Source organism: Bacillus norwichensis, assembly GCF_014836955.1.
GTDB classification, from domain to species: domain Bacteria; phylum Bacillota; class Bacilli; order Bacillales; family Bacillaceae_C; genus Siminovitchia; species Siminovitchia norwichensis.
In genome coordinates, this window is the sequence record NZ_JACSPV010000032.1 from 1 (window position 1) to 20007 (window position 20007).

19 protein-coding genes and 1 pseudogene are annotated in these 20007 nt (G+C 40.7%); 3 read left to right on the forward strand and 17 right to left on the reverse strand.

Annotated features, from left to right (window positions below; genetic code table 11):
- Window positions 1-108: 108 nt before the first annotated feature.
- The 15 genes and pseudogenes from H9631_RS15605 to rpoN all read right to left on the reverse strand — a co-directional run bounded on the left by H9631_RS15605 (window position 109) and on the right by rpoN (window position 16289).
- A complete protein-coding gene (locus H9631_RS15605; protein ID WP_318246821.1) occupies window positions 109-1089 on the reverse strand; it encodes an MBL fold metallo-hydrolase in 981 nt (326 codons plus the stop codon).
- 11 nt (window positions 1090-1100) lie between these two features.
- Window positions 1101-1802 (reverse strand): annotated as a pseudogene (locus tag H9631_RS15610) (enoyl-CoA hydratase/isomerase family protein); the annotation flags it as partial.
- A gap of 68 nt (window positions 1803-1870) precedes the next feature.
- Window positions 1871-2749 (reverse strand): PaaX family transcriptional regulator, encoded by an 879-nt coding sequence (locus tag H9631_RS15615; RefSeq protein ID WP_191814407.1) that lies wholly within the window; start codon window positions 2747-2749, stop codon window positions 1871-1873.
- Between the two features lie 289 nt (window positions 2750-3038).
- Window positions 3039-3185 carry a PaaD-like zinc ribbon domain-containing protein gene (locus tag H9631_RS22980; RefSeq protein ID WP_449727657.1) on the reverse strand — a complete coding sequence of 49 codons (147 nt, stop codon included), beginning with the start codon at window positions 3183-3185 and terminating at the stop codon, window positions 3039-3041.
- 391 nt (window positions 3186-3576) lie between these two features.
- On the reverse strand, window positions 3577-4044 hold the full coding sequence (smpB, locus tag H9631_RS15620; RefSeq protein WP_191814409.1) for an SsrA-binding protein SmpB: 468 nt from the start codon (window positions 4042-4044) through the stop codon (window positions 3577-3579).
- Window positions 4045-4128: 84 nt separating this feature from the next.
- The gene (gene rnr, locus H9631_RS15625; RefSeq protein ID WP_191814411.1) at window positions 4129-6462 is read right to left on the reverse strand and encodes a ribonuclease R; all 2334 of its coding nucleotides are present in this window, start codon (window positions 6460-6462) and stop codon (window positions 4129-4131) included.
- 17 nt (window positions 6463-6479) lie between these two features.
- Window positions 6480-7226, reverse strand: coding sequence for an alpha/beta hydrolase (locus tag H9631_RS15630; RefSeq protein ID WP_191814413.1), 747 nt, complete (start codon window positions 7224-7226; stop codon window positions 6480-6482).
- Window positions 7227-7456: 230 nt separating this feature from the next.
- Window positions 7457-7690 (reverse strand): preprotein translocase subunit SecG, encoded by a 234-nt coding sequence (gene secG, locus H9631_RS15635; RefSeq protein WP_120115949.1) that lies wholly within the window; start codon window positions 7688-7690, stop codon window positions 7457-7459.
- Window positions 7691-7768: 78 nt separating this feature from the next.
- Entirely contained in the window at window positions 7769-9058 is a 1290-nt protein-coding gene (gene eno / locus H9631_RS15640; RefSeq protein WP_191814415.1) for a phosphopyruvate hydratase, read from the reverse strand.
- Between the two features lie 448 nt (window positions 9059-9506).
- Entirely contained in the window at window positions 9507-11039 is a 1533-nt protein-coding gene (gene gpmI / locus H9631_RS15645; RefSeq protein WP_191814417.1) for a 2,3-bisphosphoglycerate-independent phosphoglycerate mutase, read from the reverse strand.
- The gene (tpiA, locus tag H9631_RS15650; protein WP_191814419.1) at window positions 11032-11793 is read right to left on the reverse strand and encodes a triose-phosphate isomerase; all 762 of its coding nucleotides are present in this window, start codon (window positions 11791-11793) and stop codon (window positions 11032-11034) included. Before tpiA ends, gpmI begins: the two co-directional genes overlap by 8 nt.
- 37 nt (window positions 11794-11830) lie before the next feature.
- Complete coding sequence (locus tag H9631_RS15655) at window positions 11831-13015, reverse strand: phosphoglycerate kinase (RefSeq protein ID WP_191814421.1); 1185 nt, start codon at window positions 13013-13015, stop codon at window positions 11831-11833.
- 125 nt (window positions 13016-13140) lie between these two features.
- Window positions 13141-14148, reverse strand: a complete 1008-nt coding sequence (gene gap, locus H9631_RS15660) for a type I glyceraldehyde-3-phosphate dehydrogenase (RefSeq protein ID WP_191814423.1) — start codon at window positions 14146-14148, stop codon at window positions 13141-13143.
- Between the two features lie 530 nt (window positions 14149-14678).
- Window positions 14679-14933: a glutaredoxin family protein gene (locus H9631_RS15665; protein ID WP_191814425.1), complete on the reverse strand. Its 255-nt coding sequence runs from the start codon at window positions 14931-14933 to the stop codon at window positions 14679-14681.
- 15 nt (window positions 14934-14948) lie between these two features.
- A complete protein-coding gene (gene rpoN, locus H9631_RS15670) occupies window positions 14949-16289 on the reverse strand; it encodes an RNA polymerase factor sigma-54 (RefSeq protein WP_191814428.1) in 1341 nt (446 codons plus the stop codon).
- Window positions 16290-16885: 596 nt separating this feature from the next.
- Here rpoN and H9631_RS15675 point away from each other — a divergent pair.
- A complete protein-coding gene (locus tag H9631_RS15675; RefSeq protein WP_225221094.1) occupies window positions 16886-17203 on the forward strand; it encodes a CotD family spore coat protein in 318 nt (105 codons plus the stop codon).
- Between the two features lie 349 nt (window positions 17204-17552).
- Here the strand turns inward: H9631_RS15675 and H9631_RS15680 are convergent, their stop codons facing one another.
- Window positions 17553-17699, reverse strand: coding sequence for a hypothetical protein (locus H9631_RS15680; RefSeq protein WP_191814432.1), 147 nt, complete (start codon window positions 17697-17699; stop codon window positions 17553-17555).
- A gap of 736 nt (window positions 17700-18435) precedes the next feature.
- On the opposite strand from H9631_RS15680, the gene H9631_RS15685 reads away from it, so the two are divergent.
- Both H9631_RS15685 and H9631_RS15690 read left to right on the forward strand, forming a co-directional pair.
- Entirely contained in the window at window positions 18436-18789 is a 354-nt protein-coding gene (locus H9631_RS15685) for a helix-turn-helix domain-containing protein (protein WP_191814434.1), read from the forward strand.
- 47 nt (window positions 18790-18836) lie between these two features.
- Window positions 18837-19337: a DUF5067 domain-containing protein gene (locus H9631_RS15690; protein WP_191814436.1), complete on the forward strand. Its 501-nt coding sequence runs from the start codon at window positions 18837-18839 to the stop codon at window positions 19335-19337.
- A gap of 283 nt (window positions 19338-19620) precedes the next feature.
- On the opposite strand, the gene H9631_RS22905 is transcribed toward H9631_RS15690, so the two are convergent.
- Window positions 19621-19734 (reverse strand): transposase family protein, encoded by a 114-nt coding sequence (locus tag H9631_RS22905; RefSeq protein ID WP_191814438.1) that lies wholly within the window; start codon window positions 19732-19734, stop codon window positions 19621-19623.
- Window positions 19735-20007: the final 273 nt, after the last annotated feature.

Consider the following 20007-nt stretch of genomic DNA (forward strand, 5'->3'; position numbering starts at 1 on the left):
CCTCCTTCAGTTGATACATTGATCATACTAAGAGGGGCTGCATAAAAATATGCGTTGTTTGATTGGGGGCTTACTGTCATCAGCACCAAAAAAAACACATAACAAAAGTTATGCGTTTACAAATTGATTGGCATGATACTGTATTATTTTATCTTCAGATTTTATCAGCTTTCCGCATTTATGAAGGTATTCCAAATGCGCAAGAGTTTCGGCAAGTGCAAATCTCCATTGATGGGAATTTAACTCCCTGTGTTTAAACACTTCAACCGCTGTTTCATAGGCAGTCTTTCCATCCTTTGTCAGTTGAAACATTTCATTCAATCTTTCCTCATGATGAAAATTGATTTCCTTAATCCGTGCTGACAGGTCGTTGATTATTTTTCCGTGGGCAGGAAGTGCCATTTGCACCTCTAATGAACTTATTTTTTTTAAGGATTGTAAATAATCCTCAAGAGGATTTTGACTGCCGTATGGCCATAAACCGATATTAGGTGTGATTTTATCTAGTACATGATCTGCCGCCAAAAGTAGCTGTTTTTTAGGCTGGTAAAAACAAACCATGCCATCGCTATGTCCGGGAGTTGAAATAACATCCCAATCTTCTCCACTCAATCGCACTCTTCCATCTTCAAGGATAGTGAATTCCGGTAAGGGTAGGACATGATCTCCCATTTTTATAAATTGCCGCTCTACCTGCTCTGCAAGATTACGAGGCATCCCATGTTCAACACAAGCATCCGCAAACCCCTCGACCATCAATTTTGACTCCCTAAAAGCCCGGTGAAACGATTGAATGTCTATCCTACTCATATAGACAGATGCACCTGTCTGTGTCTGCATCCATCCTGCTAATCCCGAATGGTCTGGGTGATAATGGGTTAAATAAATAGAATGGATAGAGGTGGTTTTGATAGAAAGCTTAGAAAACACCATCTCCCATACTTTAATAGCTTCCGGATAATTGAACCCTGTATCAACAACAGCCCAACCGTCCTCATCCTTAAAAAGATAGCAGTAGACATACTTCATCGGAAAAGGAATAGGTATTGCTATCCTATAGATCTGATCTTCTATTTGTTGAATATACACATTTTTGCCTCCTATGCGTTTATCCAGATCGGTTCTCTCTTTTCTATAAAAGAGCTCAGACCTTCTTGGGCATCTTTAGAAGGAATCAAATCTCGAAAGTAAACTTGTTCCACTTTACCAATCGCCTCGGCAAAATGAACAGACAAAGCTTCTCTGATTGTCTTTCTCGTTAAAGAAAGAGCCAAAGCGCTCTTGCTTTTCAACTTTTGTAGAAGTTCTGAAAGAGCCCCTTCCAATTCATAAGAGGGAACTACTCGATTCACAAATCCCCATTCAAATGCTTTTTGAACATCGATCGTTTCACCGGTTAACAATAACTCCATCGTCCGGTTCAGTCCGGTGATCCAAGGAAATGCCACAACAGAAACTGGGGGAAATAGCCCTAAATTGATTTCAGGCTGTCCAAATTCTGCTTTTTCGGTTGCATACACAATATCACAGAAAGTTGCCAGCTCACATCCGCCACCCAACGCAGGTCCCTCCACCACTGCAACCGTTGGACAAGGGATTTCAATCAGAAGATGGAACATCTTATGAAAAGCATGAAGCATAGGTTCAGCTTTGTCACCCATATGATCTTCCACAGATGCCCCTGCAGAGAATGCTTTACCTTCCGCACGAATGACTAATGCATGCAAACCTTTTGCCTCCCGAATATTTAATAGAGCATCGGAGATTCCAATCATCATTTGAATATTTAAAATATTTATAGGTGGCCGTTTTAAGCAATTTTATCTGTCACATGGAATGTAATAAAACTCATCTTATTTCTGCCTCCTATCTATTCAATGCTACCTATGAATGGATCAATTGCACGATTGCGGTCAAAAACTGGATTTGTATCCGGAGCCTGCTCAAAATTAGACTCAAAATATCTGATAGCCGGAATGGCGATCAACTGATGTATATTAAAAAACAACTCTCTCGCTTTAAATCCGATCCAGTCTTTTGGGAGTAAATCTACCGGAAAATTCGGATCAAAAAATAGGAACTTTCGATATTCATGGACAACCTCAGTCCGGATGATAAAACATTGCTCATCCGTTAATGAGTTGTGCCAAGCGGATTCCTTAATCTTCTCATACTTTTCATCATACTTATTCATGAATTCTAGATGTTTACTTTCAATCTTTTTCATATCCCACCCTTTATTAATAATCTCTTGATTATCGTGTGAGACAAATGAACTTGAAGTAAACAGGATTCCATAATCATTTAAATGATGTTCATTGACCATTTCCATCACTTGCTTTTCAAGAGGATTCGGAGTTGCCCATACACTATTCGATATTGGTCCAAACCCTAACCACATCAATTCTTTGCGCAATTGATTCCTTACTTCTCTCATTTCCTCTGGAACAGAATAAGTATAGATGCGCCAAAAACCATCCCAATTATTGCTCGGTGTCGTGTAGACTCTTGAAACACCGTCTAGCATACTCCTTTTTCCTTTATTCGTTAATGAATAATAGCTTTTATTCCCAATTTTCCTTGATTGAAAAAATCCCTGCTGCACCATCCGCAAGGTTGCCCCTCTACAAGATGATTCAGAAAGACCGAAATGTGACATGAGCCGTATCATACTGCCGATCCAAATTTCTCCTCCATAATGTTGGATGTATTCGCCAAAAAGTGTAAACATTAGTCCCCTGGGCTTCATCTTTTCACCATCTTATTTCATATTTTTTCACTTCCTTAATTATAACATTTTAAATTAATCAAATTCTCCTTGGGGTATTTTGCGCCCAAATCTTATCGAGCTAAGCTCTGTGGCATCCACCAGAGGCCTTAACTTTATTGAGCCGGGGTTTGAACCCTCTTACAAAAGTAGGAGATTTCTGATGAAAAACAATACTGAAACTCTACTGCTACTACCGTTACATTTTCCTTTTTGACTTCTGGTTGCACTGTCATCCTTTCTTCCTTTCTGTAAAGCTGCATTATTATGTTCAATCTGCCTTTTGCCATCTAATAAACTCAAAGACACTGCGACAATTGTTGCAGTAATATTGGGATACGAGCTGCGCTGTGCCAAAGGACGCCATCCTACTTACATCTTCTGACTCGCAAAAAGAACAACGTGGACTGACAGACATTTTTTGACTGATCCATTTCAATTGTAAGATCCTCCATTCTTTTTATATTACCTTTATTTCACGAACGTATTATAAACATAATATTATTGTTTATATATTTATTTGTCAATATTTTTATTTTTCCATTTATTCACGATGTACTAGTGGATTGAAAAAAGAGGTCGCTCGATAATTTCATTTTTCGCACGATAAATCGAAAAATCGCACAATAATCTCGATTTTCGCACAATAAACCAGAAAATCGCACATTTCTTGGGTTTCGAAAGTAAATGTGTGTCTGTTTTCGAAAAAAAATGGAATACAGCTTAAAATTTCAAATAAAAAAACATTCCCATATATGTTTGAGAATGTTTTTTCATCAGGGGGTATCTTGATATTCGATTCAGTTGGATTACATTTTTTGGCGATCACGAAATGCTCTTTCGATATCACGTTTTGCTTCTTTCCTTTTTAAATCTTCACGTTTATCGTATTGCTTTTTCCCTTTTCCGAGACCAATCAGCATTTTTGCAAATCCGTTTTTCAAATAGATTTTTAGCGGTACAAGCGTATATCCTGATTCCTTCGTTTCGCCAATGAGCTTATTAATTTGTTTTCGGTGCAACAGCAATTTTCTTGTCCGGATTGGATCATGATTATATCGGTTGCCGTGTTCATACGGACTAATGTGCATATTGTGGATAAAAACTTCTCCGTTTTGGATACGGGCAAACGAATCCTTCAAATTGACTCTTCCCGCACGAATCGATTTGATTTCCGTTCCCTGTAAAACAATTCCAGCTTCATATGTATCCTCAATAAAATAATCATGGTTCGCCTTTCTGTTTTGCGCGACCAGCTTTCCTTCTTGCTTCGCCATTTGTACTTCCCCCCTTGTCACTCTTCATGATTAATCATTATAACATGTGAAAGAAAAAAAGGTTAGAAGCGTCATCTTCTAACCTTATCGCCTTTTTCCGCGCTTTCCGTTTCTTACATTTGCGGGTTTATTGTCGTAGGACTTTTTCTTTCGCGGCTTCCTGGTCGTCCATTCCTCATCATCGCTATTTCCCTGAGGTCCTTTTTGCTTTTTCCCGCCGCTGTCCTTCAATTTGACGATTTTCTTTTGATTAGTATCATCTGCACGATTTTTTCTACCCTTCATGCCGGCAATCTCAAAATCAATGGAGTGCTCGTCTTTGTTGACATTGATTACGCGGACTGTGACTTCATCACCGATTCGATACACATTCCCGGTCCGCTCACCAATTAAGGCAAATTGGCGTTCATCATAATGATAGTAATCATCCGTCATATAGCTGACATGGACAAGGCCCTCTATTGTATTCGGAAGTTCAATAAAGAGACCGAAGTTGGTCGCAGAACTGATGATTCCATCAAATTCTTCTCCAATCTTGTCTTCCATATACTCCGCCTTTTTCAGTTCGTCCGTATCCCTTTCAGCATCCACGGCACGGCGTTCCCTTTGGGATGTATGCTGAGCAATCTCATCAAGCTTTGCATTCCATTTTTCACGGGTCTGTGGATCCACTTTCCCTTCAAACAAATATTCTCTGATCAATCTATGGACAATGAGGTCCGGATAACGCCTGATCGGTGAAGTGAAATGTGTATAATATTTTGTTGATAAACCGAAATGCCCAATGCTTTCCGGAAAATATTTTGCTTGTTGCATTGAACGAAGCATGACAGTAGAAACGACTAGCTCTTCTGGCTTGCCGTGAACAGATTCCAAGATTTCCTGAAGCGCCCGCGGATGAACTGTATTAGCCGCCCCTCTTACAATGAGATTGAAATTCGTGATAAATTCGAAGAACCTCTGGAGCTTCTCCTCTTTGGGGTCTTCATGAATACGGTATAGGAACGGTACTTCCATCCAATGGAAATGTTCAGCAACCGTTTCATTCGCAGCCAACATGAATTCCTCAATAATTCTCTCACCAATCGATCTCTCGCGTATAATAACATCCACTGGCTTGCCATCTTCTTCTACGATTACTTTCGCTTCTTTAAAATCAAAATCAATAGCCCCGCGTTTCATCCGCTTTTTCTGAAGAATCCCTTGCAGTTCTTCCATCAATTCAAACATTGGAACGAGCGGCTCATATTTTTTTCTTAAAACCTGATCTTTATCGAGCAAAATTTTATTTACGTCCGAGTAGGTCATCCTTTCAGTCGTCTTAATAACGGACGGAAAAATTTCATGACTGACGACTTCACCGCGGGCACTCAATTCCATTTCACACGATAATGTAAAACGATCCACCTTGGGGTTAAGGGAACAAATTCCATTCGACAGTCTGTGAGGGATCATAGGAATCACCCGATCCACCAAATAGACGCTTGTCCCCCGATCAAAAGCTTCCCGGTCAATCGGTGATCCTTCTGTCACATAATGACTTACATCGGCAATATGGACTCCAAGCTTATAATTACCATTTTCCAATTTAGAAACTGTTACCGCATCATCTAGATCCTTAGCATCCGCACCATCAATTGTCACAATCGTTTCAGCACGCAGATCACGGCGGTCCCCAATATCATTTTCATCGATCGCTTCCGGCACATTATTAGCCTGTTCCATCACTTCATCAGGAAAAGCAAGCGGCAAATCATGCTTATAGATAATAGATAAAATATCCACACCCGGATCATTTTTATGCCCAAGTATTTGAACGACTTCACCCTCTGCATTTTTACGGTTCTCAGGATATGTGGTAATCTTAGCGATCACTTTATGTCCATCAACCGCTCCCATGCTGGCATTTTTCGGGATAAAAATATCATCTACTATTTTTTTATCATCTGGAATGACAAAACCAAAATATTTGCTTTCGCTATAGGTGCCAACGACCTGAACAGTGCTGCGCTCCAAAATCCTAATAACCGCTCCTTCTCGTCTTGCTCCCCCAGTTAATGGTGAAACCCTTACGAGAACCTTGTCTCCATTCATAGCTCCGTTGATTTCATGCGGCGGGATAAAAATATCATCCATTCCTGGCTCATCCGGCAAAAGGAAAGCAAAGCCTTTCGCATTCCCGGACAGAGATCCCCTAACAAGGTTCATTTTTTCCGGTACACCGTACCGATTGCTTCTTGTCCGGACAATCAGCCCTTTTTCCTCCATCATTACAAGCGCTTTGACAAAGTCCTTAAAGTTTTCTGACCCTTCAATTTTGAACTCTTCTTCTAGCTCTTTAACAGTAAGCGGCTTATACACTTCATCCTTCATATATGTTAAAATTTGATCGGTATAGCGCTGAATGTTTTCGTCCATTTTACTCCTCCTCTCTCCTATACTGTCCAATCAAGTCGTTCCAAAAAGTGCAGGATATCCTCATGGAGTTGTTCCTTTTCCTCTCCCAATGTGATGACATGACCGGAATGCTCGTACCACTTCAAATCCTTTTCAATGGATTCTGCTTGATTGTAAATAATATTGGCACTGTCCGGATTAATCATATGATCATGCCTTGCCTGCACAACAAAAAGCGGAGCATAAATCATATCCACTTGATCACAGACATCCGCAATCAGCTGTTGTAATGCTTTTAAAGTGTTCATCGGTGTTTTTTCAAATTCATGCATTTCCATATCTATCTGCTCTTTAGACTTTCCTTCGAACTGTTTAAATTCTCTTGCATAGTTCAGTATTCCCCGGTACATGACTTCCTCGCTTTTTATGTACATTGGTGCACACATTGGAACAATTCCTTTTACAGGAACAGTGTAGCCTAATTTAAGGGAAAATACTCCGCCTAGAGATAATCCTGCAACAGCAATTTCCTCATATCCCTGATTTTTTAGAAACTCATATCCATCCATGACATCTTTCCACCAGTCGCTCGGCCCAGTATGGACTAGCTCTTCAGGTGGAACCCCGTGCCCTTTATATTGCGGAGCATGGCATGTATACCCATTCTTTTCCAAAAATCTCCCCAATATCCTGACATCGGCTGTATTTCCTGTAAAACCGTGAAGCAATAGCACAGCTCTTTTTCCTGATCTAAAAATGAAAGGTTCAGGAGCTTTGATTCTCATCCCATCGATCTCCTTTTTGTCCATGCCTCTATAATCTGTTTACCCTATTCTAAGCAAACTATGTCCATCAATCCAATGATAAACACTGAGTAAACAAAGAATAAAAAACTGTTCATTTACATTCGAGCAGAAGATACTGAAGTTATGTGCTTATTTTCATTTTAAGTTCTAGCAGCTTTCAAAAAAAAAATAAAAAACCCGGCCCTCACGAACCAGGTTCTACATCCATATTAAACTTCAAAATAGGCGACAGCCAAAGTAAGAATAAAAAACAGTACGGATAAAATAATAGTGATTCGGTTCAGGACAAGGTCCATTCCGCGGGCTTTCTGCTTTCCGAAAAGCTGCTCCGCCCCACCGGAAATTGCTCCTGAAAGACCGGCGCTTTTTCCAGATTGCAATAAAACAATAATAATTAAAGCGATCGACACAATAATCAACAACGTAATAGCTAACGTATGCACTGAGTGACACACCTCCATGCCCTAACAATAATTTAAATGTAGCATAAACAGCCCCCCTGGACAAGAGGGGCTGAATAATTATTTCACATTATAAAAAGCATTCAATCCAGGATAGATAGCTGTATCTCCTAATGTATCTTCAATGCGAAGAAGCTGGTTGTACTTCGCCACACGGTCTGTTCTGGACGGAGCACCTGTTTTGATCTGACCAGCATTCGTAGCTACTGCGATATCAGCAATTGTGCTGTCTTCCGTCTCACCGGAACGGTGAGAGATAACCGCAGTATAGCCCGCACGCTTAGCCATTTCAATGGCATCAAAGGTTTCTGTCAAAGTACCGATTTGGTTTACTTTGATTAAAATGGAGTTGCCGACCCCCTGCTCGATTCCTTGAGCAAGCTTTTCAGTATTTGTAACAAAAAGGTCGTCACCTACAAGCTGAACTTTGGAACCGATCCGCTCAGTCAGCAATTTGTGGCCTTCCCAGTCATTTTCATCCAACCCATCTTCAATAGAAATAATTGGATACTTATTAACAAGCTCTTCGTACCAGTCAACCATTTCTTCAGATGTTCTCACTACACCTTCGCCGCTTAAATGGTACTTTCCATCTTCTTTCTTATAAAGCTCAGAAGAAGCGACATCCATTGCAAGTTTGATTTCTTCTCCAGGTTTATAGCCTGCCTTTTCAATCGCTGCCATCAAAGTTTCCAAAGCTTCTTCGTTGGATTTCAAGTTCGGTGCAAAGCCCCCCTCATCACCAACAGCCGTATTCAAGCCTTTTTCCTTCAATACTGCTTTCAAGTTATGGAAAATTTCCGCACCAATGCGAAGCGCTTCTTTAAAGCTTGGTGCTCCGACAGGCATAACCATGAACTCTTGGATATCCACATTATTATCAGCATGCTCTCCGCCATTTAAGATGTTCATCATTGGGACCGGAAGCTGTTTTGAATTGAATCCACCCAAGTATTGATAAAGCTCAAGACCAAGCAAATCAGCCGCCGCACGGGCAGTAGCCATGGAAATACCAAGGATAGCATTTGCACCAAGCTTTCCTTTATTACTAGTGCCGTCAAGCTCAATCATCGCTTTGTCAATGCCAACTTGGTCAGTGACGTCCATACCAATGATTTCTTCTGCGATCACTTCGTTTACATGCTCAACAGCTTTTTCCACACCTTTGCCAAGGTAACGGCTTGAATCCCCATCTCTCAGTTCTACTGCTTCATATTCTCCAGTAGATGCACCGCTCGGTACAAGTGCGCGACCAAATCCTCCTGATTCAGTGATAACCTCTACTTCCACTGTTGGATTTCCACGGGAATCCAGTACTTCTCTTGCATACACATTAGCTATGAATGGCATCGAAATCTCTCCTTGTTATTAAAATGATTTTGCTATAATCAAATGCGCTTTGACGTATTTACGCCCAGATTTTATCGAACTTCGCTCGATAAATATCCTCTGAAAATTCGTAGCATCCGCAAAGGCTTTAACTTTATTCAGCTGGGGTTTGAACCCCACTGAATGGAATACCAATAGGCTTTTAACTCACCACTTACAGAAGTGGGAGACTACTGCTGAATGAAGTTAAACTTAAATGGACAAAATCTGGTGCCCTGAGCCTGCGACGTACAAGGACGTACGAGTGCAAGCGAGGCGACAGGACGTCGCATTCTGAGCCTCCCACTACAGGACACGTCTTTTTACTGCCCACCAAGCTCCATAGAACTCAGAAGCAAATACTTTAAGACGACTTACGTCTCTATATGCGCTAGTATGCTTTTTCCCCATACACGAGTGCTTCATCTTTTTAATCAATCAAGCTAGTACCAGTCATTTCATCCGGCTTTTTAACATTAAGCAAATCGAGCATCGTTGGAGCAAGATCCGCAAGGATACCGCCGTCACGCAAATGAATTTCTTGCTTTGTCACAATCACAGGAACGGGATTTGTCGTATGAGCTGTCATTGGCGAGCCTTCAAGCGTAATTACCTCATCAGAGTTTCCATGATCCGCTGTGATAATAGCTGTACCGCCTTTTTGCAAAATCAAGTCCACTATCCGTCCAAGGCACTCATCCACTGCTTCGATGGCATCGATTGTCGGCTGAAGCATACCAGAATGTCCAACCATATCAGGGTTTGCAAAGTTCAAAATGATGGCATCAAAGCGGTCACCTTCAATCTCAGCACATAGAGCATCTGTTACTTCATATGCACTCATTTCTGGCTTCAAATCATAGGTTGCCACTTTGGGAGAATCAATTAGAATCCGCTTTTCCCCTGGAAATTCATCCTCTTTACCACCGCTCATGAAAAAGGTGACATGCGGATACTTCTCTGTTTCGGCAATCCGGAGCTGAGTTAAATCAGCATTGGAAATTACTTCGCCAATGGTCTTATCCAAATTAACAGTTTTAAATGCAACATATCCTTTGACCGTTTCAGAAAAATGCGTCATGCAAACAAAGTGTAAGTCCTTCGGTCTGTCTTCTCCGCGATCGAATCCGTGAAATTCCTCATTTGTAAAAACATTGGAAATCTGAATAGCACGATCCGGACGGAAATTATAAAAGATGACGGAGTCTCCACTTTCGATCGTAGCATTCGCTTTTCCATCTTCGTCTGTGATGATTGAAGGAATCATGAATTCATCATAGATTTCATGAGCATATGAGTCTTCGATCATTTCCAGAGGGTCGGAATATTGTGGTCCTTCTCCAAACGCCATTGCCCGATAAGCTTTCTCCACACGGTCCCAGCGTTTATCTCGGTCCATAGAATAGAATCTTCCAGATACAGTAGCAAATTTGCCGACTCCGAATTCAGCCATTTTTTCCTTAGCTGCTTTAATATATATTTCAGCCGTTTTCGGCCCAACATCGCGGCCGTCCAAAATGGCATGAACGTATACTTCTTTCACATCTTGATCAGCAGCAAGCTTCAGAAGGGCATACATATGCTCAATATGACTATGCACACCACCATCAGAAAGCAACCCCATCAAATGAAGCTTTTTCCCGTTCTCTTTTACATTCTTCACAGCCTCTAAAAATGTTTCGTTCTTTTCAAACTCACCGTCTCGGATTGCTAAATTCACCCTTGTCAAACTTTGGTAAACAATCCTTCCCGCACCGATGTTCAAATGTCCGACTTCAGAATTTCCCATCTGGCCTTCCGGAAGACCGACCGCTTCGCCACATGCAGTAAGCTCTGTATGCGGGTAAGTATTCCAGTAACGGTCAAAATTAGGCTTTTTCGCCTGAGCCACAGCATTTCCCTTTGTTTCTTCACGAAGGCCGAAGCCATCTAGGATAATCAAAGCTGTAGGTGATTTACTCATTGATGGACGCCTCCAGTAATGACAGGAACGAATTTGGATCCAGACTTGCCCCTCCGACAAGCGCTCCGTCAATATTTGACTGGATCATAAAATCACGAATATTATCCGGTTTTACACTACCACCATATTGAATGCGAACAGAATCAGCAGCCGCTTTTGAAAAATTGTTTTCTATCACTTGACGGATATGGCCACATACTTCATCCGCCCCTTCAGCTGTCGATGATTTTCCTGTTCCAATCGCCCAGATAGGTTCATAAGCAATGACAAGCTGCTTTACCTGCTCCTCTGTAAGCCCTTGAAGCGCCTTTGTAACCTGGCTTCCGACATGCTCACGCGTTTCTCCTTTTTCCCACTGTCCAAGGGATTCCCCAACGCAAACAATCGGAATCAACCCATATTGAAAAGCAGAAAGCACTTTTTTATTCACGGATTCATCCGTCTCATTATACAGTTCACGTCGCTCGGAATGGCCCAAAATCACATAAGAAACACCGATCCCTTTTAATGCGACCGGACTGACTTCACCGGTATAGGCGCCTTGTTCTTCAAAATGCATCGTTTGTGCGCCGACTTTCACATCATATTCTTCAACTTCCTTCACTAGGCGGTCAAGAAACAGAAAAGGGGCACAAATGATTGTATCAACCTGGTCCTGCGATGGAACGAATCCTTTTAACTTTTCGGTAAAATCCACCGCTTCTTCTATTGTTTTATGCATTTTCCAATTGCCCGCAATGATCGGTTTTCTCAAGTTGTTTCATCCTTTCAATCTGTACAGGTGAATGTTCTTATTCTTCATCGAGCGCCGCAATTCCCGGCAGATCTTTACCCTCCATAAATTCGAGGGAAGCTCCGCCACCTGTGGAAATATGATCCATTTGCTCAGAGAGTGAAAAATGCTCTACCGCTCTGGCAGAATCTCCTCCGCCGATAATAGAATATGTATTGTCAGCTTCAGCCAACGCTTCGGCTACAGCTTTCGTTCCTTGGGCAAATGGATCCATTTCAAATACGCCCATTGGCCCGTTCCAGATAACGAGCTTGGATTCTCGGATAACACGGCTATATAACTCTGACGTTTTCGGCCCAATATCTAGTGCAAGCCAGCCATCCGGGATGCTTTCTATGTCAACAACTTTATAATTCGCATTCTCAGAAAAAGCATCTGCTACGACTGCATCAATCGGCAAAAGAAATTTTACACCTTTACTCTCTGCTTTTTCCATGAAGTTTTTGGCAAGCTCAATTTTATCTTCTTCTAATAAGGAATCGCCGATCTCATAGCCCTGGGCTTTAACAAATGTGAATGCGAGTCCGCCACCAATAATTAAATTATCCACTTTATCAAGTAAATTATCAATAACACCAATCTTATCTTTTACTTTGGCACCGCCAATAATTGCTGTAAAAGGTCTCGCAGGGCTGGAAAGTGCATTTCCTAGCACCTCAAGCTCTTTTTCAATCAAAAACCCGGCAGCAGACGGCAAATGCTTTGCCACACCTTCTGTTGAGACATGTGCGCGATGCGCAGTACCAAAGGCATCATTCACATACAGATCAGCAAGCTCTGCAAAGGCTTTTGCCAACTCTTCATCGTTCTTTTCCTCACCAGGATGGAATCGTACATTTTCCAGAAGAAGAATGTCGCCTTCCTGCAGATCAGAAACTTGTTCTTTCACGTCTTCTCCAATGACTTCTTCGGAGTAACGGACATCCCTGCCCAGCAGTTCCGCTAGCTTTTTAGCAACAGGAGCTAATCTGAGCTCTTCCACTACTTGACCTTTTGGTCTTCCCATATGGCTGGCTAAAATAATAATTGCTCCATTGTCAGCCAAATGGCAGATGGTCGGCAGTGCCGCCTTAATTCTTGTATCATCAGCAATAGTTCCGTCATTCATTGGAACATTGAAATCCACTCGACAAAAAACTTTTTTCCCTTTTACATCCAGATCCCTAATTGATTTTTTCTTCACTGGGTAAGCCTCCTCCTAAACGCAGAAAATAAGAGAGTGGGTTTCTTTTCCCGCTCCCTCCTCTACACCCCTCTATATTATAGATGCCAAGAGGCGAATATCCAATACCAAATCTGATTTTTTGACTAGATTCCTCTTTTTTTGATGTAAACAGCCAAATCAACAAGCCGATGCGAATACCCTGTCTCATTGTCATACCAAGACAGAACCTTGACCAAATTATCTTCCAAAACCATTGTAGATAGTGCGTCAATTATGGAAGAATGCGGGTCCCCATTATAGTCTCGGGAAACAAGCGGCTTGTCACAGTATCCCAAAATGCCCTTCAGATTTCCTTCTGATGCTAACTTTAAGGCTTGGTTCACCTCATCGCTCGTTACATACTTTTCCAGTTCAACAACAAGATCCACAACTGAAACATTTGGAGTTGGAACACGCATCGCCATCCCATTCAATTTTCCCTTTAATTCCGGAAGAACCAGGGAAACGGCTTTAGCTGCACCTGTTGTTGTCGGTATAATTGATTCAGCTGCCGCTCGTGCCCTGCGGTAATCTTTGTGAGGCAAATCAAGAATTTGCTGGTCATTTGTATAAGAATGGACTGTTGTCATCATCCCGCGACGGATGCCGAAGCTCTCGTTCAACACTTTGGCAAACGGAGCAAGACAATTCGTTGTGCAGGAGGCATTTGAAATAATATGATCTTTGGACGGATTGTAGTTTTTCTCATTTACACCCATTACAATCGTAATATCCTCATCCTTTGCCGGAGCCGATACAATCACTTTCTTGGCCCCTGCCTCCAAATGCTTGACTGCCTTATTTCTTTCGGTAAAACGTCCGGTAGATTCGATCACGATATCGACTCCAAGTTCTTCCCAAGGAATGAGGGACGGGTCCCTTTCGGCGAATACCTTCAGTTCCTGTTCACCAACCATGATTTTATCTTCTTCCGCAACAACTTCTTCTCCAAGGCTTCCATGCACAGAATCATATGCGAGAAGGTGTGCGAGCATCTTTGCGTCCGTCAAATCATTCACTGCTACGATGTCCACTTCAGAGTGCTTCATTGCAGAACGAAAAACATTTCTTCCAATTCTTCCAAATCCATTGATTCCAATCTTGACAGACATGCTTTTGTCCCCCTTTAAAAAATCATCTATACCTCAATACAACAGCTTGTTATGTCTGAGGTGATTTTTTCAAATCCAAATTCCCTTATTAATCACAAGGACTTCAAGCTTATTTTCCACGGCTGACTCAATAATATCCGAATAGCCTTGTCTTATCTTATTCCTATCTGCTCCATAAGTATGCTGGGTCTAACCACTTCATTAAGATTGCATTAAGAAAAGCACGAGTTAAATTTTGGTGATGAAGCTCCTCAGTCATCACAGCAAAGCTGCTAATTTCATTACATTGTGAAAAAGCTGCCTTGAATATATTTCATATACTGTTCCGTAGAATCACTTTCTTCCTATATAAATTTCCGCGTAACTTGCCCTTGCTTAGGGGAGTATTTAACAGACTCAGATCGTGATGTCCTGTCGCTTCGCTTGCACTTGTACTTCCTGTACGTCGTAGCAGACACCTGAAATTTCAAACAAAATATTTCCCATCTAAATTTACGCATAGAAAAAGACACCTGTCGGTCAAGGTCGAGTCAGGTGTCTTTTCGATTCGTATAATCTTTGAGTTTGTCTTCTAAATCCAGCAAATCAATACGCCCATACTGAACGATCTCACCGCTAATTTCCACAACAGGAATCATCAGTCCAAACCTTTCAGTCAGCTCATCACTGTCATCAATATCTTTTTCAATGATTTTAAAAGGGTAATCTTCTTGGAGTAATTGTAAAAGCAGTTTCCCTTCATTACAAAGCTCACATTTGTTTCTCGTATAGTACAGTACTTCCATATGCCTCTCCATTTCCTACTCATACCGTTTACGTTTTGTTGATGATGGAATGCGCAACTGTTCCCGATATTTGGCAACCGTCCTCCTTGATAAGGTAAGGCCTTTATCTTTCAGCATGTTCGCTATCGCCTGATCGGACAATGGCTTGCTCTTGTCCTCTTTATCGATAAGCCCTTTGATCAAGGTTTTCGCCTGGCCCGCTGAGGCCTGTTCTCCGTCGCTAGCCGCATTTACCTGTAGTGCTTGGGAAAAGAATTTTTTAAGTTCATGCATGCCGCTAGGCGTTTGAATATATTTTCCCCTAATCGCCCGGCTCACAGTCGATTCATGCACTTCTATTTTTTCAGCAACATCCTTCAATGTCAACGGTTTAAGGTAGCGGGGACCTTTTAGGAAAAAGTCCTGTTGTTCTTCAATAATCGCCATGCCGACTTTCATCAGCGTCTGCTTTCTCTGTTCGATGCTGCGCATGATCCAGCGAAAATCCTGACGCTTGTCATTCAAGTATTGTTTCACCTTATCATCCGCGATGCTGGACATCTCGTTATAATAATCAGCCTGATAACGAATAGCCGGCAAATGTCTTTCAAATAATTGCAATTCTAATTTCCCATCAATGATCTCCAAAATTAAATCCGGAATAACATATTGAGGCCTCTCGTAATCAAAGTGAGTACCAGGGCGCGGATCAAGCGTCGTAATAAAATCAGCCGCCTGCTGAATTTCCTTCAAGCTGACATTTAGATTTTCAGATAAAACCTTCCACTTTTTCTCCGCGAATTCATTGAAATATTCAGTCAATAACTTGATAGCCAATTCAGGTGCATCACTTCTTCTCTCCACCTGCAATACAAGGCATTCCTGCAACGATCTCGCCGCTACCCCTGCAGGCTCAAGACTTTGGACAAGCTGCAAAATTTCTTCTGCTTCGTCGATCGAAGTCCCGCATATCGCAGCAGCTTCTTCAATCGTTATCGTCAAATATCCATTTGGATCTAAATTATATATGAATTGTTCCACCAGTTTTTCTTGAAAATCAGACAGCGCTTTCATCACCAGCTGAGAAAATAAATGATCTGCAAGCCCTTCAGTTTGCTCAGCGATTTGCTCAAGCCATTTTTTTTGATCATTTTCAGGATTGGTGACTTTTCTCTTCCTCACTCTGTCGTAGCGGGGATCTATAGATCGAACGATCGGTGACTCAAGTTGGATAAGCGGATTATCCATTTCTTTCGTTTCAAGAAAAGCTGTCAATTCATGGGCGGTGTACTGCAATATAGTAATCGCCTGTTGCAGCTCCTGCGTCATCGTCAGATTCAATGTTTGCTTTTGCAACAAAGCCGGTTCCAGTTTCATCGCTCTCTCCCCCTCCTGCTATTCTACTATATTATCATAAAACCGTACATATTTTTTAAGAATTTGTGACAGATATCCTCCCTCAGCCATCCTTTTTCTTCTTTTACTGAGCAAAACACACAAAAAACAGTTTATGCGAAAAAATATAGTGCCTATTTTGTCACTTTCTGGGTAGTTGTCCATTCGCTGGACGGTTGTCCTACATACTATTTACTATACGGACCTGAAAGCACAAGTGCCCGTTTTAGCGACGTACAAATATATGGAATGATGAAAGCGAAGGAATTCATGGAGCTTTGTAGCGAGCTGAACGAGAATTTTTCGAATAAGCCATAAAGCGGATTAGGAATTGCTTAACCTTTCATAGGGCTTTAGCCCAATTCCTACAAAAGAATGTAAAGTCTGTTAATTACTGGGCATCAAAGCTAGACATAGCAGGAGTTCCTTCAAATACCATCCCTAAAAAACTGATATGATCTTGATTATTAAAAAAGGAGGATTTTGTCATGAGAAACTACAAATCTTGTGGATGCTACAAAAAATGCACATGTGGATACCCACAGGCGAAGCCTGCACAACAATTACCCGACAAAACAATGCCTGCTCAGACCAGTCCTACGAAACAGCTGAATGAGTATGTGGGCCAGGATGTCTATATTCCGATGGTACACCCTTCCCATACAACACAGGTAAACCACACAACTTATAAATACATGCATTCTTACCCGCACACACAATCAGTGGTAAACTCCGTTTCAGAGAAACATTATTGTGTATGCCCGTCTAAAGTAAGTCCATCTAACGTAGGTCCATCTAATGTAGGTCCATCTAATGTAAGCCCCGCCAACGTTGGCCCGTCCAATGTAAGTCCATATAGCCAGAAATGGGGAAACAAACCTAAACGTTACTGGTAAATTGAATGCGTAAAGGCAGGACCAGCTGCTTTTACGCTTATTTACTTTTTAAATTAAAATTCCAGAAAATGGACCTTAGGACGCATTGTTTTTAACATTTTTTTGCATTAAAATGGAAAATAAGGTTGATTATCGACCTTATACCCCCTTTTATAATACAAAAGAAGCCCTTTCAAACGAAGGGTTTTCTTATTTCATCCCGGAAAAACCGGTTTTTTTAAAAAAATAAAAAACACCTCCATTGAGATGTTTACAATAATTCCTCATAATATATATAAATGCGTCATCAAAAGCAAAAAGATTATCCCTGATCGAAAGACCATATTTTCACCTTTCCATCTGTTATGATTTAATGCATGTAATACATATATTCGTAGTCAAACTCTTCTTCGGTTATTTCATAAAACTGATCCTCATCGAACTCGAAACTGTCCTCGTAGTAATCAGGATTCTGCTTGAATTTTCCATAAAAAAAACCAAAGAGTGTTTTTAACACTTTTCCACCTCCATTTATTTGTTACATATAACTTAACATCCGCTTGTTAATGGTGTGTTAAGGCAGTGTAAAGTTTCTGTTTAAGTAGTGGAATTTTATGGGGTTTCTCCGATTGAAACAGAGATATCATATAATAATAGAAGAAAGTGGAACAGGCCTTGCTCACTCAGTAAGAGCGGAGATACCTAAATACAGTGATTACTAGGGGCAATAGTATCAGTAGGTTTTGAAGCATGAACCCTCGTCTTAACAGCAAGAAATTTTGTGCGTTTGGGGGACAAGCCAAATTTACCCGCCGAAAGGAGCGTATTGATGAAGCATGCCTACTTCTCCCCCCTTAATAACCTTTGTAATTTTCCCGAAAAATCAACTACTTCTTTATTGCCTTTTAAAAGAAATTGCCCTTAATCAAATAATTAATCCTCATCTTGACATATCACCACAGGCCTAAATAAACTCTTTATCATTTTTTCGATTTACAAATTCTTTTCAGCCAAAAGATCTGCAACCTCACAGGAGTCTCAGCTGATAATTTACCACGGCCAACTTCTAGAAGATAATAACGCTTTGTACTCTCACACCCTAGTTTTTTGCCGTTTCGGCAACATTTTCATAGTATATTACATTAGGTTTTTAACAAAATTAACACTATTATTACCTTTTTGGCAAAAATATTTCATTACCATTTTGGTAAATGTTAGAATGATAACAAATATATAAAGGGGAAGAAAAAGAAATGGGTAGATTGGGGAATCGGATTAAATTATTAAGAGAGAAAAATGATTACTCTCAAAAGACAGTAGCTGACGCTATTGGCATTTCAAATGTTCAACTTTCCCGTTACGAATCAGGTGATAGAAAACCTGATCCTGAAACCATTTCTTTATTAGCTGATTTTTTAAATGTAACTACAGACTATTTGTTGGGACGTTCTGGCAATCCCAACGGTGACAATAGAAATGAAGAGGATTATCAAAAAATCATCATTGATCCTGAATTAAAGCGTTGGCATAGAGAATTACCTAAAACTCCTGAAAAAGATTTGAGGAAACTTCGTAAGTTATGGGAGATTATGATGAATGATGAGTAGCACTTAGGTGTTAATCATAAATAATAATACATAAGGAGAGAAATATTTTGAAGAAATACTTGTTTATTCTGTTGGCCTTTGGCCTTGCGGTTGGACTAGCCGCTTGCGATGAAGGGGGATCTTCATCAAGCAGCAGTGGAAAAGAAAAAGAAAGCGCTGAGAAGAAGGAAAAGAAAGAAGATAAAAAGTATGGACTCGGCGAAACAGCTGAAGTTGGCGATGTAAAGGTGACAATAACTAAGGTGTCTTTGACTGACGAAAGAAATGAATTTGAAGAATCAGAACCTAACAAAGTAGTTAAAATTGAATACGAAATGGAAAATAACAGAGATGAAGAAATACCTGTAGGAGCTGATTTCCAAGTTTATGACAGCTCTGGTAACCAAGTTGAGTTATATGCGTTGGACAACACACTGGGAAGCCTGAAACCAGGCAAAAAGCTTCAAGGTGTTGAGCATTATGGAATTGAAGACGGACCAATTGAAGTCTATTTCAAACCTATGTTCTCCCTTGATAAAGATGCGATATTCGAATTAGATGTAGAATAATAATAGCCTTTTTTAGGCTCTCAGCTTGTAGAGAAAGTAGTTTTTTCTCTACAAGTTTTTTTATTTCATACATAAGAAATTTCAGCTCTATGTCAAATGTTGAGGTGAGGTGAGGTGAAATCTCATTCTTCCCACATGACTTCCATTTTTTTATACTTATGTAGAAACAGTCTTTTCGCCCTTGATCAAAGGAAATATCTAAAACCAATGGCGGTCCTCTTCTTAACTTTTCTCAGATTATTAATCTCCCCCCTAAAAAGCATTTCAGTAATCAAATAAAAAGCTACCGGCGCTTTTTGTAGAAGAGGTATGTCAACCGTCCAAACCACTTTAAATGTTTAATCTTTTGAGCCCGGTAATCGTGAATTTTCCTGATTTCTCCCTGCAACATGGACATTTGTGGACCCTCACATCCATTTTTATATGAAGCTCCATGCGGTCTTCCACTTTTGTGATCAATACATCTTCAAGCCGGGGATTTTTATGTCGAATTTTGTGGTAACTAGTATAGAAAAATGATAACTTTAATGAAGATACCAGTAAATTCGCAAAAATAATGCATCCAATTGTCCTGCAAAGGTAAACCATTAACAGCAATCGTAGCATGATTGTGTCTTAATACATTACTTTTTTTACAGGAATAATTAGGAGTCATATTACAACAATTGCT